The sequence below is a fragment of the Pseudomonas sp. GW821-FHT07F01 genome, assembly GCF_059418825.1.
This window is the reverse complement of the sequence record NZ_JBWKQO010000003.1, coordinates 479,378-505,565: the sequence shown is the minus strand read 5'-3', so window position 1 is coordinate 505,565 and position 26,188 is coordinate 479,378. Positions and strand designations below refer to the sequence as shown.

The 26,188-nt window shown below is 65.2% G+C and carries 24 protein-coding genes; 6 read left to right on the top strand and 18 right to left on the bottom strand.

The window, feature by feature from the left end; genetic code table 11:
• Positions 1-77 precede the first annotated feature (77 nt).
• Together AC07R1_RS12900 and AC07R1_RS12895 are read left to right on the top strand one after the other, a co-directional pair.
• Positions 78-1,457, top strand: a complete 1,380-nt coding sequence (locus AC07R1_RS12900; protein ID WP_495110587.1) for a DUF2868 domain-containing protein — start codon at positions 78-80, stop codon at positions 1,455-1,457.
• Entirely contained in the window at positions 1,450-2,829 is a 1,380-nt protein-coding gene (locus AC07R1_RS12895) for a GTPase/DUF3482 domain-containing protein (protein ID WP_495110586.1), read from the top strand. Before AC07R1_RS12900 ends, AC07R1_RS12895 begins: the two co-directional genes overlap by 8 nt.
• A gap of 123 nt (positions 2,830-2,952) precedes the next feature.
• On the opposite strand, the gene AC07R1_RS12890 is transcribed toward AC07R1_RS12895, so the two are convergent.
• The 7 genes from AC07R1_RS12890 to AC07R1_RS12860 all read right to left on the bottom strand — a co-directional run bounded on the left by AC07R1_RS12890 (position 2,953) and on the right by AC07R1_RS12860 (position 11,928).
• Positions 2,953-3,504: a phosphonate degradation HD-domain oxygenase gene (locus AC07R1_RS12890; protein WP_495110585.1), complete on the bottom strand. Its 552-nt coding sequence runs from the start codon at positions 3,502-3,504 to the stop codon at positions 2,953-2,955.
• Positions 3,504-4,637 (bottom strand): TIGR03364 family FAD-dependent oxidoreductase, encoded by a 1,134-nt coding sequence (locus AC07R1_RS12885; RefSeq protein WP_495110584.1) that lies wholly within the window; start codon positions 4,635-4,637, stop codon positions 3,504-3,506. Before AC07R1_RS12885 ends, AC07R1_RS12890 begins: the two co-directional genes overlap by 1 nt.
• Before the next feature lie 59 nt (positions 4,638-4,696).
• Positions 4,697-5,722 carry a putative 2-aminoethylphosphonate ABC transporter substrate-binding protein gene (locus AC07R1_RS12880; protein WP_011064061.1) on the bottom strand — a complete coding sequence of 342 codons (1,026 nt, stop codon included), beginning with the start codon at positions 5,720-5,722 and terminating at the stop codon, positions 4,697-4,699.
• A gap of 50 nt (positions 5,723-5,772) precedes the next feature.
• A complete protein-coding gene (locus AC07R1_RS12875) occupies positions 5,773-7,497 on the bottom strand; it encodes a putative 2-aminoethylphosphonate ABC transporter permease subunit (protein ID WP_495110583.1) in 1,725 nt (574 codons plus the stop codon).
• A gap of 1 nt (position 7,498) precedes the next feature.
• On the bottom strand, positions 7,499-8,575 hold the full coding sequence (locus AC07R1_RS12870; RefSeq protein ID WP_169892461.1) for a putative 2-aminoethylphosphonate ABC transporter ATP-binding protein: 1,077 nt from the start codon (positions 8,573-8,575) through the stop codon (positions 7,499-7,501).
• Positions 8,576-8,732: 157 nt separating this feature from the next.
• A complete protein-coding gene (locus AC07R1_RS12865; RefSeq protein ID WP_011064064.1) occupies positions 8,733-9,596 on the bottom strand; it encodes a LysR family transcriptional regulator in 864 nt (287 codons plus the stop codon).
• A gap of 16 nt (positions 9,597-9,612) precedes the next feature.
• Entirely contained in the window at positions 9,613-11,928 is a 2,316-nt protein-coding gene (locus tag AC07R1_RS12860; RefSeq protein ID WP_495110582.1) for a heavy metal translocating P-type ATPase, read from the bottom strand.
• Between the two features lie 88 nt (positions 11,929-12,016).
• On the opposite strand from AC07R1_RS12860, the gene cadR reads away from it, so the two are divergent.
• A complete protein-coding gene (cadR, locus tag AC07R1_RS12855; RefSeq protein ID WP_011064066.1) occupies positions 12,017-12,466 on the top strand; it encodes a Cd(II)/Pb(II)-responsive transcriptional regulator in 450 nt (149 codons plus the stop codon).
• 15 nt (positions 12,467-12,481) lie between these two features.
• Here cadR and AC07R1_RS12850 read toward each other — a convergent pair whose 3' ends face one another.
• The 4 genes from AC07R1_RS12850 to AC07R1_RS12835 form a co-directional block, all read right to left on the bottom strand.
• Positions 12,482-13,069 (bottom strand): undecaprenyl-diphosphatase, encoded by a 588-nt coding sequence (locus AC07R1_RS12850; RefSeq protein ID WP_169892457.1) that lies wholly within the window; start codon positions 13,067-13,069, stop codon positions 12,482-12,484.
• Positions 13,070-13,245: 176 nt separating this feature from the next.
• Complete coding sequence (locus tag AC07R1_RS12845) at positions 13,246-14,217, bottom strand: thymidylate synthase (protein WP_011064068.1); 972 nt, start codon at positions 14,215-14,217, stop codon at positions 13,246-13,248.
• 46 nt (positions 14,218-14,263) lie between these two features.
• Positions 14,264-15,073 carry a prolipoprotein diacylglyceryl transferase gene (gene lgt, locus AC07R1_RS12840; protein ID WP_011064069.1) on the bottom strand — a complete coding sequence of 270 codons (810 nt, stop codon included), beginning with the start codon at positions 15,071-15,073 and terminating at the stop codon, positions 14,264-14,266.
• An 81-nt stretch (positions 15,074-15,154) separates the two neighbouring features.
• Entirely contained in the window at positions 15,155-15,937 is a 783-nt protein-coding gene (locus AC07R1_RS12835) for a sulfite exporter TauE/SafE family protein (protein ID WP_026020005.1), read from the bottom strand.
• Positions 15,938-16,060: 123 nt separating this feature from the next.
• Here AC07R1_RS12835 and AC07R1_RS12830 point away from each other — a divergent pair, with 123 nt between their 5' ends.
• The gene (locus tag AC07R1_RS12830) at positions 16,061-16,807 is read left to right on the top strand and encodes an NRDE family protein (RefSeq protein ID WP_011064071.1); all 747 of its coding nucleotides are present in this window, start codon (positions 16,061-16,063) and stop codon (positions 16,805-16,807) included.
• A gap of 73 nt (positions 16,808-16,880) precedes the next feature.
• Here AC07R1_RS12830 and ptsP read toward each other — a convergent pair whose 3' ends face one another.
• Both ptsP and AC07R1_RS12820 read right to left on the bottom strand, forming a co-directional pair.
• Positions 16,881-19,160 (bottom strand): phosphoenolpyruvate--protein phosphotransferase, encoded by a 2,280-nt coding sequence (ptsP, locus tag AC07R1_RS12825; protein WP_011064072.1) that lies wholly within the window; start codon positions 19,158-19,160, stop codon positions 16,881-16,883.
• Positions 19,161-19,182: 22 nt separating this feature from the next.
• On the bottom strand, positions 19,183-19,662 hold the full coding sequence (locus tag AC07R1_RS12820; protein ID WP_011064073.1) for an RNA pyrophosphohydrolase: 480 nt from the start codon (positions 19,660-19,662) through the stop codon (positions 19,183-19,185).
• 144 nt (positions 19,663-19,806) lie between these two features.
• On the opposite strand from AC07R1_RS12820, the gene AC07R1_RS12815 reads away from it, so the two are divergent.
• A complete protein-coding gene (locus tag AC07R1_RS12815) occupies positions 19,807-20,463 on the top strand; it encodes a histidinol-phosphatase (protein WP_019093432.1) in 657 nt (218 codons plus the stop codon).
• A 50-nt stretch (positions 20,464-20,513) separates the two neighbouring features.
• Here AC07R1_RS12815 and AC07R1_RS12810 read toward each other — a convergent pair whose 3' ends face one another.
• The 4 genes from AC07R1_RS12810 to ilvA are packed head-to-tail and all read right to left on the bottom strand — an operon-like array spanning position 20,514 to position 24,233.
• Entirely contained in the window at positions 20,514-20,981 is a 468-nt protein-coding gene (locus AC07R1_RS12810; RefSeq protein WP_011064075.1) for a DUF2269 family protein, read from the bottom strand.
• Complete coding sequence (locus AC07R1_RS12805) at positions 20,978-22,234, bottom strand: SDR family oxidoreductase (RefSeq protein WP_495110581.1); 1,257 nt, start codon at positions 22,232-22,234, stop codon at positions 20,978-20,980. Before AC07R1_RS12805 ends, AC07R1_RS12810 begins: the two co-directional genes overlap by 4 nt.
• Positions 22,235-22,249: 15 nt before the next feature.
• A complete protein-coding gene (locus AC07R1_RS12800) occupies positions 22,250-22,678 on the bottom strand; it encodes a DUF2269 family protein (RefSeq protein WP_011064077.1) in 429 nt (142 codons plus the stop codon).
• 40 nt (positions 22,679-22,718) lie between these two features.
• Positions 22,719-24,233: a threonine ammonia-lyase, biosynthetic gene (gene ilvA, locus AC07R1_RS12795; RefSeq protein WP_011064078.1), complete on the bottom strand. Its 1,515-nt coding sequence runs from the start codon at positions 24,231-24,233 to the stop codon at positions 22,719-22,721.
• 203 nt (positions 24,234-24,436) lie between these two features.
• On the opposite strand from ilvA, the gene rpiA reads away from it, so the two are divergent.
• Positions 24,437-25,108: a ribose-5-phosphate isomerase RpiA gene (gene rpiA / locus AC07R1_RS12790; RefSeq protein ID WP_016963479.1), complete on the top strand. Its 672-nt coding sequence runs from the start codon at positions 24,437-24,439 to the stop codon at positions 25,106-25,108.
• 73 nt (positions 25,109-25,181) lie between these two features.
• Here the strand turns inward: rpiA and AC07R1_RS12785 are convergent, their stop codons facing one another.
• Positions 25,182-26,087 (bottom strand): SdiA-regulated domain-containing protein, encoded by a 906-nt coding sequence (locus tag AC07R1_RS12785; RefSeq protein ID WP_065365072.1) that lies wholly within the window; start codon positions 26,085-26,087, stop codon positions 25,182-25,184.
• Positions 26,088-26,188: the final 101 nt, after the last annotated feature.

Here is a 26,188-nt window from a genome sequence, read left to right as displayed (position 1 = left end):
GACCAGGACCTGGCAACGTACCCCGATCCGCGCTGCAGCAGTTATGCTCAGCGCACTTTTGAGCGATGGAATGACGCGTGACTGCACTGACTCCCCTGCAACGCCTGTGGCTGACCGAAACCGTGCGCCTGCGCGAGGAACACGCCGGCCCGCTGGAAGATCAGGAAGCCAATCGCCTGGCCCGCAACCAGGGCGGCGACCTGGCGACCCGGATCCAGAACCGCGCCCTGTGGCTGGCCCAGCGTGACGGCCTGCACAGCGCCCTGCTGCACTGGCACCAGGGCGCACGCCTGGCCCTGCTGGCGCTCTCGGTTCTGGCGGTGATCAGCGGTGCCGGCCTGGCCTTCAGCGCCCTGGGCAGCACCCAGCAACCGGTGAACGTGTTCTGGGCCCTGGGCAGCCTGCTGGGAATCAACCTGATCCTGCTGCTGAGCTGGCTGGCAGGCCTGCTGTTCGCCGGCGAGCACGGCGCCAGCCTGGGCCGCCTGTGGCTGTGGCTCAGCGAGAAATTCTCCCGCGATGCCAAGGCCGCGCAGTTGCCGCCGGCCCTGCTGCTGTTGCTGCAACGGCGCAAGCTCAACCGCTGGGCCCTGGGCAGCCTGATCAACGGCCTGTGGTGCCTGGCCCTGTTCAGCGCAGTGGTCATGTTGCTGTTGCTGCTGACCACCCACCGCTACAGCTTTGTCTGGGAAAGCACCCTGCTGGGCAGCGATGCCTTCGTGGCCATTACCAACACCTTGAGTGCCCTGCCCCGTGGCCTGGGCTTTGGCGCGCCGAGCGTGGCGAGCATCCAGGCCAGCACCCGGGATATCTACAACACCGAACTGATCCGCCAGTCCTGGGCCATCTGGCTGGTGGTGCTGGTGACGATCTACGGCGTGCTGCCGCGCCTGCTGCTGATGCTGTTCTGCCGCTGGCGCTGGAAACACGGGCAGGCGCGCCTGCAACTGGACCTCAACCTGCCGGGCTACGCCCAATTGCGTGAGCGCCTGATGCCCAGCAGCGAGCGCCTGGGGGTCAACGATGCGGCCCCCGAGCAGTTGCACCGGGTCGAAGGCGGCGTCAGTGCCCAGGACAGCAGCGGCGCCCTGCTGGTGGCCATCGAACTGGACAACCAGCGCCCCTGGCCGCCGCAACTGCCGGAGAGCGTCAAGGACGCCGGCATCCTCGACAGTCGCGAGTCGCGCAGCCGCCTGCTGGAGCAGATGAGCCGTTTCCCACCGGCGCGCCTGGTGATCGCCTGCGACCCGCGGCGCTCGCCGGACCGCGGCAGCCTGGGGCTGATCGCCGAACTGGCGCGCAACGCCAGCGCCACCCGGGTCTGGCTGCTGCAAGCCCCGCCCGGCCAGGCCCTGGACGCCGATCGCCTGGGCGACTGGCACAGCGCCCTGCACCAGCTGCAGCTGCCCTTCGCCGATTGCGCCCCCCTCGACTGGCTGGAGAACGGTCATGACTGATACCCGCCACAAGCCACTGAAACTCGCCGTGGTCGGCCACACCAACGTCGGCAAGACCTCGCTGCTGCGCACCCTGACCCGGGACGTGGGTTTTGGCGAGGTTTCCCATCGCCCCAGCACCACCCGGCATGTGGAAGGCGCCCGCCTTTCGGTGGATGGCCAACCCCTGCTGGAGCTCTACGACACCCCTGGCCTGGAAGATGCCATCGCCCTGCTGGATTACCTGGAGCGCCTGGAGCGCCCGGGCGAACGCCTGGACGGCCCGGCGCGGATGGCGCGGTTTCTCGACGGTAGCGAGGCCCGCCAGCGCTTCGAACAGGAAGCCAAGGTCCTGCGCCAGCTGCTGGCCTCGGACGCCGGCCTGTATGTGATCGACGCCCGCGAGCCGGTGCTGGCCAAGTACCGCGATGAGCTTGAAGTGCTCACCGGTTGCGGCAAGCCGCTGCTGCCAGTGCTGAACTTCGTCAGCAGCGCCGAGCAGCGCGAAGGCGACTGGCGCGATGCCCTGGCCCGCCTGGGGCTGCACGCCCTGGTGCGCTTCGACAGCGTGGCGCCACCGGAGGACGGCGAACGGCGCCTGTATGAAAGCCTGGCGCTGCTGTTGGAGCACGCACGCCCGGCCCTGCAACGCTTGATCGACGACCAAGGGGCCCAGCGCCTGGCCCGCCAGCACAGCGCAGCGCGGCTGATTGCCGAGCTGCTGGTGGACTGCGCCGCCTGCCGCCGCAGCGTGGCCAGCGACGCCCAACAGGAACAACAGGCCATTGGCGAACTGCGCCAGGCCATCCGCCAGCGCGAGCAGCGCTGCGTCGAGGCCTTGCTCAAGCTCTACGCCTTCCGCCCCGAGGACGCGTCGGCCGGCGACCTGCCGCTACTGGACGGGCGCTGGGGCGACGACCTGTTCAACCCGGAAACCCTCAAGCAACTGGGGGTGCGGGTGGGCAGCGGCATCGCCGCCGGAGCCGCGGCCGGCGCTGGGGTGGATTTGCTGGTGGGTGGTTTGACCCTGGGGGCCGCGGCGCTGGCCGGGGCTATTGCCGGCGGCGCCCTGCAAACCGCCCGCAGCTACGGCAGCCGCCTGCTGGGCAAACTCAAGGGCCAGCGCGAGCTGACCGTGGACGACAGCGTGCTGCGCCTGCTGGCCCTGCGTCAGCGCCAGCTGGTACAGGCCCTGAACCTGCGCGGGCACGCCGCCATGGACAGCATTCGCCTGGCCACGCCGGAGGACAAGAGCTGGCGCGAAGGCAAGTTGCCAGAGGCCCTGAACAAGGCCCGGGCGCACCCGCAGTGGTCATCGCTCAACCCGCAGAAGCGCCTGAGCCAGGCCGAGCGCCAGGAGCAGATCGAGGGGCTGGCTCAACATCTGCTGTAGCCGCTGCCGAGCCCGCGAGGCTGCGCAAAGGGCCGCAGGACCTTCAACAACCCCAACAGCGGCGCCTCCTGCGGAGCCGTTCGCAGCCTACGGCAGCGGCTACAAAAACCAAGCCTGTACCCGTTAAAGCAATGCCAGCGCCTTGTCCTTGAGCACCTGCAAATCCATCACCGGCACCCACATTTCCTTGGCCTGCTCGTCCCAGTGGCGCATGCGCAAACTCACCGCCCACAACGGGTCGAGTTCGAAGGCTGCCGCCTCTGCCGCGCTCATCACCCCACCCTGGTACTCCAGGGTGCGCCGGCTGGCTTCGCTCAGCCGCTGGTAATAACCGGGGTTCTTGAAGGTCAGGTAGCGCTTGGCCTGGACGTGGTATTCCACCAGCCGCGCCAGGCGTTCGCTGAAACCCGCCCGGCGCAGGTAGTCCGCCCCCAGGCGCTCATGGCTGACCACGCCGAAGCCGCCCATGTTCTCGGCATCCTGCTGGCAGATATGCCCGATATCGTAGAAGAACGCCGCCAGCACCACCTCGTCGTCATAACCTTCCGCCAGGGCCAACTGCGCGGCCTGGGACATGTGCTCGATCTGCGACACCGGCTCGCCGATGTAGTCGCAGTCGCCGAAACGCTCGTACAGGCCGAAGACCTCGTCGACCACCTGCTGTCGCCGCTCCATCACGCTTCCTCCAGCAGTCGGGCGATATTGCCCTCGGCCATGGCCGGGCCAACGCTCATGCCGACCCCGGTGTGCATCAGGGCCACATGGACCCCGGGGGCCGCCTCCAGGAAGGAGAACGGCGCCGGGCCGCGCGCGCCGTAGACACCCTGCCAGCGCTCCACCACCCGGACCCTGCAACCCAGGGTCTGCTCGGCCAGTTCGAGCAGCCAGTTGTCCACCTGTTCAGCATTGAACGGTGAAGGATCGCTACCGTAATCGTGGGAATCACCGATGATCAGCTCACCGTAGGGAGTCGGGCTGATCAACAGGTGGATACCATGCTCGTGCAGATGGGGCGCCTCGCGCAGAATCTGCGCTTGCACCGTGGCGGCTTCCGGCAGGTCGGCGAAGGCCCCGTAGTGCACGCAACTCAGACCGGTCAGCAAGGCATGTTGCAGGTTGAGATTGGCCTCGGGCCGCGCCCGGAGCATCTGCAAGCGGCAGATCTGCGGCTGCAAGGCAGCGATCTGATCCGCCAGCAGGGTCTGATAATCGTGCCCCGAACACAGCACGATCCGCGGCGCGTGGAAGTTGCCGGCGGTGCTGCGCAACTGGCCCGGCTGGATATCCCGCACCAGGGTCGAGAAGTGAAACTGCACCCCCAGGTCCCGGCGCAGGTAGTCGATCAACTGCGGGATCGCTTCACGGGAATACAGCTGCTGGTCGTCCAGGCCGTGCAAGGCCGCCCGGTGATGGCGGAACTGGCCGCCGTACAGATCATTCAGCGCCGCGCCCTGGAGCAGCTCGACGCGGTAGCCGTGCTCCAGCGCACGCCCGGCGCAGAAGGCTTCGAGCAACTGCTCCTCGGCTTCACTGCGGGCGAACAGGAAAGAGCCGTTGCGCTTGAGTTGCAGGCCCGCCAACTGTTGCCAGTCGGCCCAGATCTCGCGGCTGGCCCTAGCCAGCTCCAGCATGGTGCCCGGCGGCTGGCCGGTGACCAGGGCCTGGCCGAAGTTGCGCACCGAAGCGCCCAGTGGCGTGGCGCTGCGCTCGAAAACGTGCACCCGCAGACCGCGTTTGGCGGCGGCATAGGCATGGGACAGGCCCAGGATGCCGGCGCCGACGATCAGCAGATCGCTGTGATTGGTCATGAGTTGTTTCCTGGATGGGGAGCGCCTTCGCCGGCAAGCCGGTGAAGGCGATTGATCGGCTACTGCTTGGCAACCTTTTCCGACTTGCCGTCATAGCGCTTGCGCCATTCGGCGAGGATCTCGTCGCGGTTCTTCGAGGCCCAGGCAAAGTCGTTCTTGATCAGGCGCTGCTCGTAGTCGGCCGGCAGTTCGGTCTGCGGCTTGGCGATGCCCGGCTGGGCCAGCACGGCGAAGTTTTCCTTGTACAGCTCCATGGCCTCGGGGCTGGCGGAGAAGTCGGCGAGTTTCTTCGCCGCCTCTTCATGAGGCGTGCCCTTGATCACCGCGGTGGCTTCGATTTCCCAGCCCAGGCCTTCCTTCGGCAGGACAATGTCCAGCGGCGCGCCCTGGCGCTTGAGCTGCACGGCCGGGTACTCGAAGGAGATGCCAATCGGGAATTCACCGGCGGCGGCCAGCTTGCAGGGCTTGGAACCGGAGTGGACGTACTGGCCGATGTTCTGGTGCAGCTCATCCATGTACTGCCAGCCCTGCTTCTCGCCGAAGGTCTGCAGCCAGGCGCTGACGTCGAGGAAGCCGGTGCCCGAGGATGCCGGGTTGGGCATGACGATCTTGCCCTTGTACTCGGGCTTGGTCAGGTCCTGCCAGCTCACCGGCTTGGTCAGGCCCTGCTTCTCGGCCTCCACGGTGTTGAAGCAGATGGTCGCGGCCCAGACGTCCATGCCGACCCAGGCCGGTGGGTTGGCGGCGTCGCGGTAGTTCGGGCCGATCTTGCCCAGATCCTTGGGCGCATAGCTTTGCAGCATGCCCTGCTGGTCGAGGATCGCCAGGCTGGACGCGGCCAGGCCCCAGACCGCATCGGCCTGCGGGCGGGCTTTTTCCGCCAGCAGTTTGGCGGTGATGATCCCCGTGGAATCACGTACCCACTTGATCTCCACGTCCGGGTTGGCCTTTTCGAAGGCTTGCTTGTAGGACTTCAGTTGCTCGGCTTCAAGGGCCGTGTAGACCGTCAGCTCGGTTTTCGCAGCAAAGGCGTTCAGGCTGACAGCAGAGAGGACGGCAGCGGCAAGAGCCAGGGGCTTGAACATGGTGCGGTTCCTTAGTAAGTGCAGATCAGAGTGGGGGTGGGTGAAGCGCATCAGTGGCCCGGCGTGCCCTGGCGCCAGGCCTGGGAACGGCGCAGCAGGCCGCGCGAAGCCCAGGCCAGGAGCAGCGAGACGCCGGCGGAGGTGAACAGGATCAGAGTCGACATCGCCGCGGCGCCGCCGACGTTGCCGGCGTCGTCCATGTTCAGCACGGCGACGGCGGCAAGGATGGTGTCCGGGCTGTAGAGGAAGATCGCCGCCGACACCGTGGTCATGGCCGAAACGAACAGGTAGCGCACGATGTCCAGCAGCGCCGGCAGGCAGATCGGCACGGTAACCCGCAGGTAGTGCCGGTACAGCGGCGCCTTGAGCGACAGCGCGGCGGCCTCGAACTCGGCATCCAGCTGGCGCAGGGCAGTGGTGGCGGTCATCTGCGCGGTGGTCAGGTAGTGGGCGATGGTGCACACCACCAGCAGGGTCATGGTGCCGTAGAACACATGCAGCGGGTTGCCATTGAGGTTGAAGAAGAAGACGTAGCCCAGGCCCAGCACCAGCCCGGGCACCGCCATGGGCACGAAACTGAGCATGCGCAGCGCCAGGTTCAAGCCGCGCTGGCCGCTGGTTTTCTCCATCAGGTAGGCGCCGGTAAAGATCACCACGCTACCGATCAGCGCCGTGCACAGGGCCATGCTCAGGCTGTTGCGGTAGGCCAGCCAGCCACCGCCGGCGGTGTCGTTGAACTGGTAGTGGTTCAGCGACAGCGACAGGTTGTAGGGCCAGAATTTCACCAGCGACGAAAACACCGCCATGCCGAACACCAGCAGCAGGGCCGCGCAGATCAGCAGCACAATGGCCAGGTAGCAGCCATCGCGCAGCCGCGACGGCGCTGGCTTGAATACCTGGGCACGGCCGCTCATGGAGTCGCCATGGCGCCGGCGCAGCCAGGCGTCGACACCGAAGCTGAACAGGGCCGGCAACAGCAGGACCATGCCGATCAACGCGCCGCGGCCGAACTGCTGCTGCCCCACCACCGCCTTGTAGGCTTCCAGGGCCAGCACCTGATAGTCGCCACCCACTACCACTGGCACGCCGAAGTCGGTGATGGTCAGGGTGAACACCAGGCAGAACGCAGCGAACACCGCCTGCCGGGTCGCCGGCCAGGTGATGCTGCGAAAGGCCTTGGCGGGGCTGGCGCCCATGCTCGACGCGGCGTCGAACAACCGCGCGTCCGCCAGGGACAGCGCCGAGAGCAGGATCATCAGGGCGTGGGGAAAGGTGTAGATCACTTCACCCAGGACAATGCCCCAGAAGCCGTAGATGTTCTCGGCGAACAGGCCACGCAGCATCCCCTGATTGCCAAACAGATAGACCAGGGCAATGCCCGGGAGCATCGACGGCGCCATCAGCGGCAACAGCGACAGGCCGCGCCAGATGCCCTTGCCGGGAATCAGCGTGCGTTGCAGGGCGTAGGCGAACAGGTAGGCCAGGGGCACCACGATGGCGGCCACGCTAAGGGAGACTTTCAGGCTGTTGCCCAGCAACCAGTGGAAGTTTTCGCTGGCCACCAGCTCGCGAGCCGCCAGCCAGCCTCCGCCCTGCCCGGCCTCGGCGCTGAAGCCGCGCCAGAAGATCGCCAACAGGGGCAACAGCACCGCTACACCCAGCAGGACCAGGAGCAGGACCTTGCCGCCGACGACAAAAATACGGTCGCCGATCTCGGCACGAGAAACCTGGCGCGCCCGCTTGGCGGGTAGCGGCAGGGACATGTGCGCAGTCATCTTAGGCAAACACCTGGAGGCTGCGCGGCGGCAAGGCGACCCAGATGTCCTGGGCGCCCAGACGCGGCATGGCTTCCGGGGCCAGCTCGGCCAGCAGCGCATGCCCCGGCAGCTCGTTGAGTTCGAAGCTCATGCGGCAGCGATTGCCGAGGAAAGTGATCTCGCGGACCTTGGCCGGGAACAGGTTTTCCTCGTGCACCAGCGGATTCACGCTGATGGCTTCCGGACGGCAGAACAGCCGGCCCGAGGCGGTCTTGGCCGAGCCGTCGGCCAGGCGCACATTCATGCCGCCAACCTGGGCATGGCTGTCGCTGTTGCGGCTGAAGGGTAGCCAGTTGCCCTGGCCGACGAATTCGGCGACGAACGGCGTGGCCGGACGGTCGTAGATTTCCTGGGGCGTGGCGTACTGCTCGACCTTGCCGTTATTCATCACGGCAATGCGGTCGGCCATCAGCATGGCTTCGTCCTGGTTGTGGGTAACCATCAGGGTGGTGATCCCCAGGCGCCGCTGCAGCTGGCGCAGCTCGGTGCACAGGTGCTCGCGGACCCGGGCGTCCAGCGCCGACATCGGCTCGTCCAGCAGCAGCAACGACGGCGCCGGTGCCAGGGCACGGGCCAGGGCCACGCGCTGCTGCTGGCCGCCGGACAGCTGGCCGGGGTACTTCTTCTCGCTGCCGGTCAGCCCCACCAGTTCCAGCATCTGCGCCACGCGCTTGCGCGCTTCTTCCCGGCCACTGCCGGACAAGCCGTAGGCGATGTTGGCTTCTACCGTGAGGTTGGGGAACAGCGCGTAGGACTGGAACAGGATCCCGTAGTCACGGGCCTGGGGCGCCAGCAGCGACACGTCCCGATCCCCGAGGTACAACTCGCCCTGGTCCTGGCGTTCCAGGCCGGCGATGCAGCGCAGCAAGGTGGTCTTGCCGCAGCCGGACGGCCCCAAGAGGCACACCAGCTCACCGGCAGCGACGTCCAGGGACACGTTATCCAGCGCGGTGAAGGCACCGAAGCGCTTGTGGATACCGCGCACCTTCATCGGTGCACCGGGGTTGCTCAGGGCAGTTGCAGCGGAGTTGTTCATGGACGCACCTCATCTAGCAGATGAGGCAAATCCTAGAGTTGCAATGCGTCGGTCATATGGCAGTAAGGCAAAAACGACCGATAGTGGTATTCAGGGATTTGGGTTCACGTGTAAATCATGTGCTCGCGAAGGCATCGGCATGGCCGATGCAGATCTTTCAGGCGGGAGCCATTTCCTGGGCCAGGCCGAGAAAGGCGGCGGGCAGGCGCGCGTTCTTGCGCTCCTTGAGGCAATACAGGTACTCGGCGATCTGCGGCGCGTTTTCGATGGTCAGTACCCGCAGTTGCGGGTCGTGGGGCACTTCCTGGCGGGCAATGATGCTGATGCCGATATTGCGCAGCACCGCCTCGCGGATCGATTCACGGCTGCCAATCTCCAACAGCGGGCCAAAGCTGACGTTGGCGTTCTTCAGCAGACCTTCGGTGAGGCTGCGGGTGGTGGAGCCGGGTTCGCGCATCAGCAGCGTATGCCCGGCCAGGGCATTGAGGGGCACGTGATCCAGCGCCGCCAGGGGGTGATTGCGATGCACCGCCAGCACCAGCGGATCGCTGCCCAGCACCCGGCGGACCAACCGCGAATCCTCCAGCAGTTGCGAGGAAGCGGCCACATCCACCCGGTAGTCTTCCAGCGCCTCCAGGACCTGCTGGGAGTTGCCGATTTCCACCGAGACCTCCACCTGGGGCAGGCGCTGGCGGAAAGTCTTCACCAGATCGAGGATGTAGTACGGCGCGGTGGCGGCGATGCGCAGCGTGCCCTGCACCTGCCCGCAGTTGCGCAGGAAGAATTCGATGTCCGACTCTTTCTGCAGCAGCTCCTTGACCATCGGCAGCAAGCGCGCGCCCTCATCGCTCAGGCTCAGGCGGCGACCGCCTCGGTAGAACAGCTCCACTGCGTACTGGCTCTCCAGGTTGCGGACTTGGGTAGTCACCGTGGGCTGGCTGAGGCCGAGCTTCTTCGCCGCCTGGGTAATGCTGCCCAGGCGGGCGACCATGTAAAAAGCCTTCAGCTCGGCACTCAGCACAGGGTTCTCTCGTTGCTTATTTGCGCAGCAGGCGCAGACCGTTGAACACCACCAACAGGCTCACGCCCATGTCGGCGAATACTGCCATCCACATGGTGGCCAGCCCGGCAAAGGTTACCCCAAGAAAGATCGCCTTGATGACCAGGGCCAGGACGATATTTTGCTTGAGCACCACCGAGGTCTGGCGCGACAGACGGATAAACGCCGGGATCTTGCGCAGATCATCGTCCATCAGGGCCACATCCGCGGTCTCGATGGCAGTGTCGGTGCCCGCCGCAGCCATGGCGAAACCGATTTCGGCACGGGCCAGGGCCGGTGCGTCGTTGATCCCGTCGCCCACCATGCCCACCCGGTGGCCCTGGGCGTACAGGTCTTCGATGGCCTGCAGCTTGTCGGTGGGCAGCAGGTCGCCCCGAGCCTGGTCGATACCCACCTGGGCCGCGATGGCCTGGGCGGTATGCGGGTTGTCGCCGGTGAGCATCAGGGTCTTGATCCCCAGCTCATGCAATTGCTGGATGGCTTCGCGGCTGGATTCCTTCACCGTATCGGCCACGGCGAACAGCGCCAGCGGGCCATTGCGGTCCAGCAGCAGGACCACGGTCTTGCCCTGCTTCTCCAGGGCGAAGAGTTTTTCTTCCAAAGCCGGGGAGCACAGGCCCAGCTCTTCCACCAGACGATGGTTGCCCAGGTGGTACAGCTCGCCGTTGATCTCGCCGCGTACGCCTCGGCCGGTCAGGGCCTCGAAGTTATCCACAGGGTGCATGGCCAACTGCTTATCCACAGCCGCCTGGGCAATGGCCAGGGACACCGGGTGGTCGGAACGCCCTGCCAGGCTTGCGGCCAGGGCCGGGGCGGTGTCCTGGGCCAGCGGGTCCAGGGACAGGAAGTCGGTCTGCACCGGCTTGCCGTGGGTGATGGTGCCGGTCTTGTCCAGGGCCAGGTAGTCGAGCTTGTAGCCGCCCTCCAGGTAGACCCCGCCCTTGACCAGGATGCCCTTGCGCGCGGCAGCCGCCAGGCCGCTGACAATGCTCACCGGGGTGGAGATCACCAGGGCGCAGGGGCAAGCCACTACCAGCAGCACCAGGGCGCGGTAGATCCAGTCGAACCAGACGCCGTCCATGAACAGCGGCGGAATCAGCGCCACCGCCAGGGCGAAGGCGAATACCGCCGGGGTGTAGATTTTCGAGAAGCTGTCAACGAAGCGCTGGGTCGGAGCCCGGGCGCCCTGGGCCTGTTCCACAGCGTGGATGATCCGCGCCAGGGTCGAGTTGTTGGCGGCGGCAGTCACTCGGTATTCCAGGGAGCCGGCCTGGTTGATGGTGCCGGCGAAAACCTTGTCGCCCACAGTCTTTTCCACCGGCAGGCTTTCACCGGTGATCGGCGCCTGGTCGATGGTGGAGTTGCCGGACACGACCTCGCCGTCGAGGCCGATGCGCTCGCCGGGGCGTACCCGCACCCGTGCGCCCAGTTCGACGCTTTTCGCTTCCTGTTCGCTCCAGTTGCCGTCTGCCTGCTGCACCGTGACCCGTTCCGGGGTCATCTGCATCAGGCCGCTGATGGCGTTGCGCGCCCGATCCAGGGAACGGGCCTCGATCAATTCCGCCACTGTGAACAGGAACATCACCATCGCCGCTTCCGGCCATTGGCCGATCAGCACGGCGCCGGTCACGGCGATGCTCATCAGGGCATTGATGTTGAGGTTGCGGTTCTTCAGGGCGATCCAGCCCTTCTTGTAGGTGGTCAGGCCACCACTGAGGATCGACACCAGGGCCACCAGGGCAATCACCCAGTCGGGCGCGGCATTGGTGAAATGGATGACCTCGGCAGCCAGCGCGCCGATACCGGACAGGGCCAGCGGCCACCAGGGCTTCTTCACGGGCGCTGCGGCAGGCGCGGCTTGGTCACCCTCCTGTTCCAGGGGTTCGGCGTGCATGCCCAGTGACTTGACCGCCTCGATGATAGGCGCGGTGCTCGGCAGGTCGTGGGTCACCCCCAGCACGCGGTTCATCAGGTTGAACTCCAGCGCCTGGACCCCGGCCAGCTTGCCCAGCTTGTTCTGGATCAGGGTCTGTTCGGTGGGGCAGTCCATGGCTTCGATGCGAAAGCTGCTCAAGCGCGCGCCGGCGGCCGGGGTCTCGCTCAGGGTGACCCTGGACGGCGCCAGGTCGGCGGAACCGCAGCAGGATGCGCCGTGGGCGGCATGATCGTGTGCCTTGACCGGCTGCAACTTGCCCGCGGGCGCATGGGAATGGCTGTGGCCAGGGCTGTGATCGTGATCAGCCTGGGGCTGCTGATCCGCGGTTTTGCGCGGGCTGTGGAGAGAATCGCTCATTAGGGTCCCTTCCGAATTAAGGTGCTTGTTGCCAAGTGAACACCCTGTAGCCACTATAGGGTCAAGCACCCATTCGGAGACGACGGCAATGAAGATTGGCGAACTGGCGAAACTCACCGACTGTCAGGTCGAGACCATCCGTTACTACGAGCGCGAAGGGCTGCTGCCGGAACCGGCCCGCAGTGAAGGCAACTATCGCCTCTACACCCAGGCCCACACCGAGCGCCTGACCTTTATCCGCAATTGCCGCAGCCTGGACATGACCCTCGAGGAGATCCGCAGCCTGCTCAACCTGCGCGACAGCCCCCAGGACCAGTGCGCCAGCGTCAACGCCCTGATCGACGAGCATATCCATCACGTCAAGGCGCGCATTGACGGCTTGCTGGCCCTGCAGGAACAACTGCTGGACCTGCGCCAGCGCTGCAGCGAGGGCCCGGACCTTGAGCACTGCGGAATTCTCCAGCGCCTGGAAGTCAGCGGCTCGGTGGCCCCCAATGAGAGCGAGCCCTCCCATGTCGGGCGCAGCCACGGGCACTGAACCCCTGGCGCGGTTTCAGGCGCCGCGCCGAACGCTGGCCGTCAGCCGCAGATAAGCCCCTTCGAGGATTGCCAGCAGCCGCTGGTCCAGTTGCTGCCAGGCCAGCCCCTGGCGCACCAGCCAGGCACTGAGCCCCCCCACCAGGCAGCCACCCAGAATGTCGAAAGGGAAATGCACGCCCAGATAGACCCGTGCCCAACTCACCAGGAGCGCCAGGCCCAGCATCACCAGCCCGGTCTTGCGCAGGCTGGCCAGGATCAGCGCGAAAGCCATGGCGAACATGCCACTGGCGTGGTCGCTGGGGAAGGATGCCCCGGGCGCGTGGGCGAGGAAGTTCTGCCCCAGGCCGATCATGAACGGCCGCGGATGGAACCACAGCTCACGGATCAGCAGGTTGCAGACCAGGGCCAGGACAATGCTCAGGCCGGCGAGCAACACGATCATGCGCTGGCGGCGCTCGCCGAAAACCCAGAACACCACCAGCAGCAGCGGCACGCTGAGTACCACCCATTGCGCGAGAAAACCCGCCAGTGCACGCATCGGCATGGACGCCCCGGCACTGGCGTTGATGGCCAGGAACAGGCTGTGATTGAGTTCTTCCATTCGGGGCTCACGTTGAATGTCACAAGGACCACACCCCGCACCTGGCAGGGCCGCTACTCAGAGCGTAGCTGGCCGCCGGGCACAGCCATGCCCGGAACGGCTCCGGGCACAGGTCGATAAGGGCAACAGGATCAATCGACAAGGGCCGCGCGGCCCTTGCTGCAGTAGCTGGACGCTCAGACCGCCATCGGCGCCGTCATGGGCGCGTGGTGCTCATAGCCTTCCAGGGAGAAGTCGCTCGGCTCGATCAGCTCCAGCCACTCCGGCTGGTAGACGCCGGTCTTGGCGAACTCCGGCACACGCTCGGAAATCACCAGCTTGGGCATCGGGAACGGCTCGCGCTTGAGCTGTTCGTTGAGCATGTCCAGATGGTTTTCATAGACGTGGGCATCACCGATGAAATAGGTGAACCAGCGCGGCGTGTAGCCGGTCAGGCGGCCGATCAGGCTCAGCAGCGCAGCACCCTCGGTGAGGTTGAACGGCGTGCCCAGGCCCAGGTCGTTGGAGCGGATGTAGAGGGTCAGGGAGATTTCCCGGGTCTGGACATTGGGGTGGAACTGGTAAAGCAGGTGGCACGGCGGCAAGGCCATTTCATCCAGCTGGGCGCAGTTCCAGCCGTGGAACAGGATCCGCCGGCTGCCCGGGTCGTTGATGATGGTGTCGACGCACTGGCGCACCTGGTCGATGGCCTTGTACAGCACCACGTAGCCCTGGCCGTCTTCCTCGCCCGCGGCGATCTGCCGGTAGCCCTGGCTCAGAGCCAAGTCGATGGCCGCCTGGTTGCTGGTCTTGATCTGTTTGTAGGCCGGCCACTTGCGCCACTGCACGCCGTAGATCTCGCCCAGGTCGTCGTCGCCCTGGCGGAACGGGTTGGCCAGCCACTGGGCGTTTTCGTTGGCGTTCTGGTCCCAGACCTTGCAGCCCAGCGCACGAAACTCGGCGGCGTTGTTCACCCCGCGCAGGAAGCCGACCATCTCGCCGATGGCCGACTTGAAGGCCATCTTGCGGGTGGTGATGGCCGGGAAACCTTCCTTGAGGTCGTAGCGCAGCATGGCCCCGGGGAAGCTGATGGTGTTCACACCGGTGCGGTTGGCCTGCTTGGTGCCGTTGTTGATGACGTGGGCCACCAGATCAAGATATTGCTTCATGAATTACCTGCATCCTTGAACCCGGGGCACGCCCCGGGGTTCGAATTTATTGCGCCGCGCTCTTGGCCGGAGCGCGATGATAAGCCAGCCAGATCAACCCCAGGCCACCGAGAATCATCGGCACGCACAGGACCTGACCCATGGTCAGCCAGTTCCAGGCCAGGTAGCCCAACTGGGCGTCCGGCACCCGGACGAACTCGACGATGAAACGGAAGATCCCGTAGAACAGGGCGAACATACCGGAAACCGCCATGGTCGGCCGGGGTTTGCGCGAGAACAGCCAGAGGATCAGGAACAGCGCCACGCCTTCCAGGGCGAACTGATACAGCTGCGAGGGATGGCGCGGCAATTGCGCCGGATCGCTGAACGGCGGGAACACCATGGCCCAGGGCAGATCGGTGGGCTTGCCCCACAATTCAGCGTTGATGAAGTTGCCGATGCGCCCGGCGCCCAGGCCGATCGGCACCATCGGCGCGACGAAATCCATCAGCTCGAAGAAGGTCTTGTTGTTGCGCTTGCCGAACCACCAGGCCGCCAGCATCACCCCGATGAAACCACCGTGGAACGACATGCCGCCCTTCCACACCTCGAAGATCAGCGTCGGGTTGGCCAGGTAGGCGCTCAGGTCGTAGAACAGCACATAACCCAGGCGACCACCGACTATCACCCCCATGGACATCCAGAACACCATGTCCGAGAGCTTCTCCTTGCTCCAGGTCGGATCGAAACGGTTCAGGCGGCGCGACGCCAGCAACCAGGCACCGCCAATGCCGATCAGGTACATCAGGCCGTACCAGTGGATTTTCAGCGGGCCGATGGCCAGGGCCACCGGATCAATCTGCGGGTAAGGCAGCATTGCGACTCCTCGTAAGGGTTAGAACTTCAGATTCCCGGGGCAAACTGCCAGCCCAGGATTAAGCCAGGATTGCGTCACCACTCAGAACAGGAAGCTGAGTCCCACGCAGAACAGTAGCGCGGCGAACATGCGTTTCAACAGGCGTGGCGACAGTTTGTGGGCCAGGCGCGCGCCGATGCGGGCGAACACCATGCTGGTCAGGGCAATGCCCAACAGGGCCGGCAAATAAACGAAACCGAGACTATGGGCCGGGAGCAGCGGATCATGCCAGCCCAGAATCATGAAACTTAAGGCACTGGCCAGGGCAATGGGCAAACCGCAGGCCGATGAGGTGGCCACCGCCTGCTGCATGGGCACGCTGCGCCAGGTGAGAAAAGGCACGGTGAGGGAGCCACCGCCGATGCCGAAGATCGCCGAGGCCCAGCCAATCACACCGCCGGCGGCCGTCAGGCCCAGCTTGCCGGGCACCTGGCGGCTGGCCTTGGGCTTGAGCTCCAGGGTCATCTGCAAGGCCACCACGAGGGCAAACACACCGATGATTTTCTGCAGGTGCGGGCCGGAGATCGCCTCGGCGGTCAGTGCGCCGAAACCGGCGCCCAGGAGGATACCCACGGTCATCCAGGCGAAGATCGGCCAGCGCACAGCGCCACGCCGATGGTGCTCGCGCACCGCATTGACCGAGGTAAAGATGATGCTGGCCAGGGAGGTGCCGACCGCCAGATGGGTCAGCACCGAGACATCGAAGCCTTGCAGGGTGAAGCTGAACACCAGCACCGGGACTATGATGATCCCGCCGCCCACGCCGAACAGCCCGGCCAGCACGCCCGCACAGGCGCCCAGCAGCAGATAGAGCAGAAATTCCATGGGAGCATCCGAAAAATAGATCGGCATGGTAACGGAAGCGCCGCCCCGGACTCCACTGGATGGCGATGGATACCCGCCGGATCTGTGCGTAAAGTGGGCAAAAACACACAGGGGGCCACCTTAATGTGCTTGATCGTTTTCGCCTGGCGGCCGGGTCATGCTCAGCCACTGATCGTCGCGGCCAACCGTGATGAATTCTACGCGCGGCCGAGCCTGCCCCTGGGGCAGTGGCCGGAACTGCCGCAGATCCACGCCGGTCGCGACCTGGAAGCCGGCGGCACCTGGCTCGGGGTCGGCGCCGAGGGCCGCTTTGCCGCCCTGACCAATATCCGCAACCCGCACCAGCCTCCGGCGCGGCGCTCGCGGGGTGAACTGGTGGCGCGCTTTCTCGCCGGCGACGTGCCCCTGGATGATTATTTGCGCGATGTAGTCGGGCGCTCGGTGGAGTACGCCGGGTTCAACCTGCTGCTGGGCAATGCCGAGCAACTGTGGCACTACAACGCTCGGGACCCGCAGCCGCAACGGCTGGAGCCTGGGGTCTACGGCCTTTCCAATGCCGGGCTGGATACGCCCTGGCCCAAGCTGCTCAAGGCCAGGGCGGCGTTGCAGGAGGTGTTGCATGATCCACAGCCCCAGGCACTGCTGGCGCTGTTGAGCGACCCGCAGACAGCGCCCTTCGCCGATCTGCCGGACACCGGAGTGGGCTTGGCCACCGAAAGCCTGCTGTCCAGCGTGTTCATCGCCAGCCCCAGCTACGGCACACGAGCCAGCACGGCACTGATCGTCCACGCCGATGGCTCGCGGCATCTGCTGGAGCGTAGCTTCGGCCCCTATGGTGGGCATCTGGGAGAGGTCGAACTGAAGGTCTGAAGCGTTCCCCGGCACGCCGGCTCCCACGAACGCTTCTGTAGGAGCCGGCTTGCCGGCGAAGAAAACAACCCGGTTACAGGGTCTTGCTCGAAGCCGGATTGATCATCCGCGCCAGCCCGAGTTTCTTCAGCGCCAGTTGCAGCGAACTGTGGATAACTTGCGGGTTGTCGATGGTCATCATTTCCGCCAGCAGTTCCTTGGCCTTGGTCATGCTGACCTGACGCAGCATCCACTTCACCTTCGGCAGGTTGGTGGCGTTCATCGACAGGCTGTCGAAGCCCATCGCCATCAACAGCACCGCCGCCGCCGGATCACCGGCCATCTCGCCGCAGATGCTCACTGGCTTGCCTTCGGCATGGGCATCACGCACCACGTTCTGCAGCGCTTGCAGCACCGCCGGGTGCAGGTAGTCGTAGAGATCGGCCACCCGTGGGTTGTTGCGGTCCACCGCCAGCAGGTACTGGGTCAGGTCGTTGGAGCCCACCGAGAGGAAATCCACCTGGCGCGCCAGTTCCTTGGTCTGGTACACCGCGGCGGGGATTTCGATCATCACCCCCACTGGCGGCATCGGTACGTCAGTGCCTTCATCGCGCACTTCGCCCCAGGCCCGGTGGATCAGGTGCAAGGCTTCTTCCAGCTCGTGGATGCCGGAAATCATCGGCAGCAGGATGCGCAAATTGTTCAGGCCTTCGCTGGCCTTGAGCATCGCCCGGGCCTGTACCAGGAAGATCTCCGGGTGGTCGAGGGTCACGCGGATCCCGCGCCAGCCAAGGAAGGGGTTGTCTTCCTTGATCGGGAAGTACGACAGCGACTTGTCGCCGCCGATGTCCAGGCTGCGCATGGTCACCGGTTGCGGATGGAAGGCCGCCAGCTGTTCGCGATAGATCGCCAGCTGTTCCTTCTCGCTGGGGAAGCGCTGGTTGATCATGAACGGCACTTCGGTGCGATACAGGCCCACGCCTTCGGCCCCGCGCTTCTGCGCCCGGGCTACATCGGCCAGCAGGCCGGTGTTGACCCACAGCGGCATGCGATGGCCATCGGGGGTGATGCAGGGCAGGTCGCGCAGGGCATCCAGGCCCTGGGCCAGTTGCCGTTCTTCTTCCACCACATCGGCGAACTGCTTGCGCAGCACGTCGCTGGGGTTGGTGTAGACCTCGCCGTGGTAGCCGTCGACGATCATCTGGATGCCGTCGACCTTGGAGTACGGCAGGTCCACCAGGCCCATCACCGTCGGGATGCCCATGGCCCGGGCCAGGATCGCCACGTGGGAGTTGCCCGAACCCAGCACCGAGACCAGGCCCACCAGCTTGCCTTCCGGCACCTCGCCGAGCATGGCCGGGGTCAGTTCCTCACTGACCAGGATGGTGTTGTCGGGATAGACCAGGGTCTGCTGGCGCTCTTCCTGCAGGTAGGCCAGGAGCCGGCGGCCCAGGTCCTTGACGTCCGAGGCCCGCTCGCGCAGGTAGGCATCGTCCATCAGTTCGAAACGGTTGACGTGATCGGTGACCACCTGGCGCAACGCGCCCTGGGCCCATTGCCCGGTCTTGATCACGGCCTTCACTTCACTGCCCAGGGAGGCGTCGTCGAGCATCATCAGGTAGACGTCGAACAGCGCGCGCTCTTCAGGGCGCAATTGAGTGGCGAGCTTTTCCGACAGCGCGCGCATATCGGCCCGCACCCCTTCAAGGGCGCTCTTGAACAGGGCCAGTTCGGCGTCGATGTCGGTGACGTGCTTGTCCGGCACCACATCCAGGTCGGCCGGCGGCAGCATCACCACCGCGCTGCCCACCGCCGCGCCGGGCGAGCCCGGTACGCCGACGAACTTGGCCTCCTGAATGCCCTTGCCCTGGCGACCCAGGCCACGGATCGAACCGGTGGCCTCGGCATGGGCGATAACCCCGGCCAGTTGGGCGCTCATGGTCACCAGGAAGGCTTCTTCGCCTTCGTCGAACTGGCGCCGCTCCTTTTGCTGGATAACCAGCACGCCCACCACCCGGCGGTGGTGAATGATCGGCGCACCGAGGAACGAGGCGTAACGCTCCTCACCGGTTTCAGCGAAGTAGCGATAGCGCGGGTGGTCGGCGGCGTTTTCCAGGTTGAGGGGTTCTTCGCGAGTGCCCACCAGGCCTACCAGGCCTTCGTTGGGCGCCATGCTGACCTTGCCGATGGAGCGCTTGTTCAAGCCCTCGGTGGCCATCAGGACGAAACGGTTGGTTTCCGGGTCCAGCAGATAGACCGAGCAGACCTGGCTGCCCATGGCCTCTTTGACGCGCAATACAATAATCCCCAACGCCGCCTTGAGATCCTTGGCGGAGTTAACTTCCTGGACGATCTTGCGCAGCGTATTGAGCATGGCTCGGGGTCGAACTCCGTCGTCAGTCGCGCACTAGCAGGCGCGGGGCAAGCTCTTTGAGAGCGCGGCGATACACTTCGCGCTTGAATGTCACCACCTGGCCCAACGGATACCAATAACTGACCCAGCGCCAGCCATCGAATTCCGGTTTACCGGTCAAATCCATCCGCACCCGCTGCTCGTTGGAGATCAGGCGCAGGAGAAACCATTTCTGCTTCTGGCCGATGCACAGCGGTTGGCTGTGGGTCCGGACCAGACGCTGCGGCAAACGATAGCGCAACCAGCCCCGGGTGCAGGCGAGAATTTGCACATCTTCGCGCTCCAGCCCCACTTCTTCGTTCAGCTCGCGATACAAGGCGTCTTCCGGCGTCTCATCGGGGTTGATTCCCCCTTGAGGAAACTGCCAGGCATCTTGATTGATACGGCGAGCCCATAGCACCTGTCCGGCATCATTGGTCAGAATGATCCCGACATTGGGGCGGAAACCATCGGGGTCGATCACGGCTACAACCTCGCAAACGCATGTCGCCGCATTGTTCCACAAAGCTTGGGAATGCAGCAACGAGGCTGCTTACCTTATGTGCACTCTTGTGAAAAGACCGTATTCTGGGCACCTTTTTCCGCGACTTTTCAGCGAGTAACTGCAATGCGCCTGGCTTTATTCGACTTGGACAACACGCTTTTGGGCGGCGACAGCGACCACGCCTGGGGCGACTATCTGTGCGAGCGGGGCTTCCTCGACGCCGTCGCCTACAAGACCCGCAACGACGAGTTCTATCAGGATTACCTGGCCGGCAAGCTCGACAATGCCGCCTACCTGAACTTCTGCCTGGAAATCCTCGGCCGCACCGACATGGCCGTGCTCGAAGAGTGGCACCGCGACTTCATGCGCGACTGCATCGAGCCGATCCTCCTGCCCAAGGCCCAGGCCCTGCTGGACAAGCATCGCGCTGCCGGCGACAAGCTGGTGATCATCACCGCGACCAACCGTTTCGTGACCGCGCCGATCGCTGAACGCCTGGGCGTGGAAACCCTGATCGCCACCGAATGCGAAATGCAGGATGGCCGCTACACCGGGCGCAGTACCGATGTGCCGTGCTTCCGTGAAGGCAAGGTCACCCGCCTCAACCGCTGGCTGGAAGAGACCGGCCACAGCCTGGAAGACAGCTACTTCTACAGCGATTCGATGAACGACCTGCCCCTGCTGGAGCAAGTGACCACCGCCGTGGCCGTTGACCCGGACCCGAACCTGCGGGCCGAGGCCGAGAAACGTGGCTGGCAGGTCATCAGCCTGCGCGACTAGGCAGCTCGCCGGCGAGCCGGCTGTAGGCGCTGGCTTGCCAGCGAAAAAAACTACGCCGGCTTGGCCACCATCAGATAGAAAATCGCCATGAAGGCCAGGAACGCCGGCCAGCCCAGGGCGAACCACCAGCGCATATAAAGGGTTGCCCGCAGCGGCATCGGCGTCCCGTCCTGCAGGGCCTGCTCGGCCATCTTGTGCACTCGGATCTGCAACCAGACCACCGGCAGCCAGCACAGCCCCGCCACCACATACAGGCCCAGGCTCCACATCAGCCACGCCTGCTGCAGCGACCAGCCTGCCAGGTGCACCAGCCCCAGCCCGCTCAACGGCTGGAATACCGCCGTGGTGGCGGTAAAGGCCCAGTCGGCGAACACCAGGTGCTTGAAGGTCACGGCAATCACTTCCACCCGGCCACTGCGCCAGGCCCGCAGGGCGTAATAGGCCGACCCCGCGCCGAGGCCGAACAGCACGGTGGAGGACAGGATATGCAGGGTTTTCAACAGCAGGTAAGCGCTCATTGGTGGGGTTCGGTCCACAGCAGCCATAGGGTCGCCACCATCAGCACCAGGTTCTTGGCGACGGCGGCATAAGGGTCAAACCAGAAGTGCGGCAGGATCAGGCTGATGATCAGGGTGTAGCCGAGCATCAGCCCCAACTGCGCCTGCAAGGCCCGCCGGCGCCAGCGCCGCAGCAGCAGGCCGACACCCAGCAGCGCATCACAGAGTGAACCGCCGATCACCGCCAGGGCCGCCCAGACGCCCTGCACGCCAGCCTCGGCCATGATCCGCAGGCCCCAGTCGTAACCCGGGCCGATGCACACCAGCGCGGTACCCAGCCAGATCAGCACCATCACTGCCAGCAACAGCGGGCGCAGGGCCAGTTGGGTGCTTTGCGCCGCCTGCGGCCAGTCCTGCAAGCGGGCCGCCAGCGGCGCCGCGTGATACCCGCAGACCGAGGCCAGCACCTGCGGATCCGCCAGGTTGTCGTGGCGGGCCATGGCCAGGCTCTGCCGGTTCAAGGCTCGCCAGCCCAGGCGATCGCCAGCAGCGGCCGCCAGCCGCAGCAAGACCGCTGGCAGCTTGAAGTAGCGCGCCGGGGCCCAGCCCTGGGCCGACCGCAGGCGATCGAGCAGTTGCGCCATGGTCATGCGTTCCGGGCCGACCAGGGGCAGAACCATGGATTCCTGCGGCCACTGCCTGAGCAGCGCCAGCACCGCGGCGCTCAAGTCCTCTATATGCAAGGGCTGCATCTGCGCCTTGGCGGACAGCAAGGGAATCAGCGGCCAGGGCGACAGCCTCGTCAGCCAGCCGCTGCTGGCACCGCCAGCGCCGAGCACCAGCGAGGGCCGCAGCACCACCGCCGGTACCCCCAACTGCAGCAGGTAATCATCCGCCGCCGCCTTGCTGGCAAGGAACGGCACCTGGGGCAGGATCCCGGCCCCCAATGCGGAAATCTGCAGTACCCGCACGCCCCGGGCCGCCGCCAGATCGAACAGCGCGCGGGTACCCAGGTCCTGGGTCAGGCTCAACGCCCGCGCATCAGTGCTCAACAGCCCCGCGGCGTTGATCAGCAGGTCGGTGTCGGCAGGCAGGGCAAAGGGCTGGGGCTCGCGGCCCAGGCAATCGAGATCCAGCTGGCACCACTCCACCCCGGGCAACCCCTGGGGCTGCGGGCGACGGCTGGTGGCAATCAGCTGATGGCCGGCAGCGTGCAATGCCGCCAGCAGATGACGGCCGACAAACCCTGTGGCTCCCACCAGAACGACCTTCATGGCAATCCTTGAGAGTTAGACCGGCTTGGCGCCCATAAGACCGGCAATGGTCACGAAACATGCGGCGCTGAACACCGCCAGCACCAGGGTGAACGCCAGGCCGCTGGCAACCTTGGCCACCCGCAGGCGGTTGAGGCGCACCATCAGCCACAGCCAGGCCAGGGCCCCCAGGGTGTAGAGCACACTGGAACCCAGGACCCAGGTCTGCCCCAGCGGCCAACCCACCAGATGCACCAGCCACCAACCGCTGAACGGCAATGTCAGCATGCCCAGCGCCAGCAACAGCCAGCCGAACAGGCCCGGACGGTGCAGCACCCGGCTATAAACCGTGGCATCCCCCTGGCGGCGCAGGCGCCAGACCCAGATCGCCAGCCCCAGCGCACTGCCCAATAGCAGCACGGTGGCCAGTACATGAAGCGTCTTCAGCGTGGTCAGTGTTTCCATGTTTTCGCTTCCTTAAGGCTCCGATCCTCAGCGTAGTCGTTCAGCCGAGGAACAGCTGGTAGGCCGGGTTGTCGCTTTCATCCCAGTACGGATAGCCGATCTGCTCCAGCGCCGCGGGCACCAGGTGACGTTCATCGGCCGGCACTTGCAGGCCGGCGACTACCCGGCCATCCGCCGCACCATGGTTGCGGTAGTGGAACATCGAGATATTCCAGCGCCCGCCCAGCTTGTTGAGGAAGTTGAACAGCGCCCCCGGACGCTCCGGAAATTCGAAACGCAGCACCACTTCGTCGCTGACCTTCTCGGCATGGCCGCCGACCATGTAGCGGATGTGCAGCTTGGCCAGTTCGTTATCGGTCAGGTCGATCACCGGAAAGCCCTGCTCGGTCAGGCTGGCGATCAGGGCGCTGCGCGGATCGTTTTCCGGGTGGGTCTGCACGCCAACGAAGATGTGCGCCTCGCTGCCGGTGTTGTAGCGGTAGTTGAATTCGGTGATCTGGCGCTTGCCCACCGCCTCGCAGAAGGCCTTGAAGCTGCCGGGCTTCTCGGGGATGGTCACGGCGATGATGGCTTCGCGGCCTTCGCCCAGTTCGGCGCGCTCGGCCACGTGGCGCAGGCGGTCGAAGTTGACGTTGGCTCCGGAGTCGATGGCCACCAGGGTCTGCCCGCTGATACCGCGCTGCTCGACGTACTTCTTGATCCCGGCAACGCCCAGGGCGCCGGCAGGTTCGGTGATCGAGCGGGTATCGTCGTAGATATCCTTGATTGCCGCACAGATCTCGTCGGTACTGACGGTAATCACTTCATCCACATAATCCTTGCAGATGTCGAAGGTGTGCTGGCCAATCTGCGCCACCGCCACGCCGTCGGCGAAGATCCCCACGGTCGGCAGCACCACGCGCTCACCGGCGGCCATGGCCGCCTGCAGGCAGTTGGAGTCGTCCGGCTCGACGCCGATGACCTTGATCTCCGGGCGCAGGTATTTCACATAGGCCGCGATGCCGGCGATCAGGCCGCCGCCGCCGACCGGAACGAAGATCGCATCCAGCGGGCCGGGGTGCTGGCGCAGAATCTCCATGGCCACCGTGCCCTGCCCGGCAATGGTGTGCGGATCATCGTAGGGATGGATGTAGACGTAGCCCTTCTCGTCCACCAGCTTCAGGGAGTAGGCCAGCGCTTCAGGGAAGGTATCGCCGTGCAGCACCACCTTGCCGCCACGGGAGCGCACGCCCTCGACCTTGATCTCGGGGGTGGTCTTGGGCATCACGATAGTAGCCTTGACCCCCAGCACCTTGGCCGCCAGGGCCAGGCCCTGGGCGTGGTTGCCCGCCGACGCAGTGACCACGCCGCGGGCGCGCTCGGCATCGCTGAGCTGGGTCAGCTTGTTGTAGGCGCCACGGATCTTGAACGAGAACACCGGCTGCAAGTCTTCACGCTTGAGCCAGATCTGATTGCCCAGCCGCTCGGAAAGCTGGCGGGCAGTCTGCAATGGGGTTTCTACGGCAACGTCATAAACGCGCGAGGTGAGGATCTTCTTGACGTACTGTTCGAGCATCGGAAAGCATCACTGAGCGGGTTGGGCAGGGCCAGGGAGTCTAACCCAGCGTTTGCCCGGGCGACCACACGAATACCGAGGTTTTAGCCGCCCCCTCGCCTTCTCTGAAGCCCGGCCGATTAGCCAAACGGGCAATGACCTGATCTGCCGCGGCGCCTATAATGCCGGCCTTTGTGCCCCCCCTTGCCCGCTTCGGAGCCCGCATGACCCAGGATCAACTCAAACAGGCCGTTGCCCAGGCCGCCGTCGACCTTATCCTCCCGAAACTCGATGACAAGAGCATCGTCGGGGTCGGCACCGGCTCCACCGCCAACTGCTTCATCGACGCCCTGGCCCTGCACAAGGGCGCCTTCGACGGCGCCGTGGCCAGCTCCGAAGCCACCGCCGCCCGCCTCAAGGGCCACGGGATTCCGGTCTACGAGCTCAACACCGTGAGCGACCTGGAGTTCTACATCGACGGCGCCGACGAAAGCGACGAGCACCTGAACCTGATCAAGGGCGGCGGCGCCGCCCTGACTCGGGAAAAGATCGTCGCCGCCGTGGCCAAGACGTTCATCTGCATCGCCGACGCCAGCAAGCTGGTGCCGGTGCTGGGCAACTTCCCGCTGCCCGTGGAAGTGATCCCCATGGCCCGCAGCCACGTGGCCCGTGAACTGGTGAAACTGGGCGGCGACCCGGTGTACCGCGAAGGCGTGATCACCGACAACGGCAACATCATCCTCGATGTGCACAACATGCAGATCACCAATCCAGTGGAACTGGAAAGCCAGATCAATGCCATTGTCGGCGTGGTCACCAATGGCCTGTTCGCTGCACGCCCCGCTGACGTGTTGCTGCTGGGTACCGCCGAAGGGGTGAAGACCCTCAAGGCCTGAGCCTGCCCCGCGGATAGGAGCCGGCGGGCGGGCGAAGGCGGTTTTGAAGGCCTCTTCGCTGGCAAGCCGGCTCCTACATCGGTTTCTTAAAGACGTAGAACAGGTTCGGTTCGCTCACCAGGTACAGGGTGCCGGCGTCATCCATGGCCATCCCTTCCGCCTGAGGCACCGCCTTGCTCAGGCCCTGGCGCCACTTGCCCAGGGCCAGGGTACTCAGCGGGCGCCCCTCGACATCCAGCTCCACCACCAGCCGCGACTCGTCCGACAGTGCCAGCAGGTGGCCACTGCGCTCGTCGTATTGCAGGCTGGAGAGGTCGCGCACGAACAGGCCGGCATCGCGCTTGGGGTTGTTCACCACATGCATCCCGTAGGACTGCTGCGGATCTTGGTGGGGGAAGCCCTGCACTTCATAGATCAGCATCGGGTCGCGTTCCTTGGCGACGAACAGGCGCTTGCCCTGGGAGTCGTAGGCCAGCCCCTCGAAGCCTTTGTTGCCGGCAAGGTGCACGCCCAGGGTGATCTGCTCGGCTTCTGCCGCATCCACCGCCGTGGTTTCATCGTCCAGCTGGATCTTGATCAGCCGGTGCTGGCGCTCGTCGCTGATCACATAGGTATTGGCACTGATGAACTCCACCGCTTCCGGATCGCCAAAGCCCACCAGAGCGATGCGGCGCAGGATCTGCCCGTCCAGGGACAGCTCGATCAGTTCGGAATTCTTGTTGGTCACGGTGAACAGGCTGTTGCGCAGTGGATCGTAGGTCAGCGCCGAGACCTCATCCAGGCCCTCGATGGGCTGCGCCTCCAGCACGACACGGTAATCGCCCAGCCCCAGGGATTGGGGGGCCGCCACCTGCCAGTAGGATTGCCAGTCGAACCAGGCGCGCTGCCACAACCTGTGGTTATGGACAAACACCGCCAACAGCACGGCCATCAGGCAGAGGAGCAGGTAAAGGGGTTGCAGGCGGGTGAGGCGATACATGGCGGGCAGGCTCGAAATCAGGACAGGCTGATGAAATATCACAGCCGCCTGAATTAAAGCTTAATGCCCTGAATGGCCCGGCTCGGGTGCCAGGCCGGGAC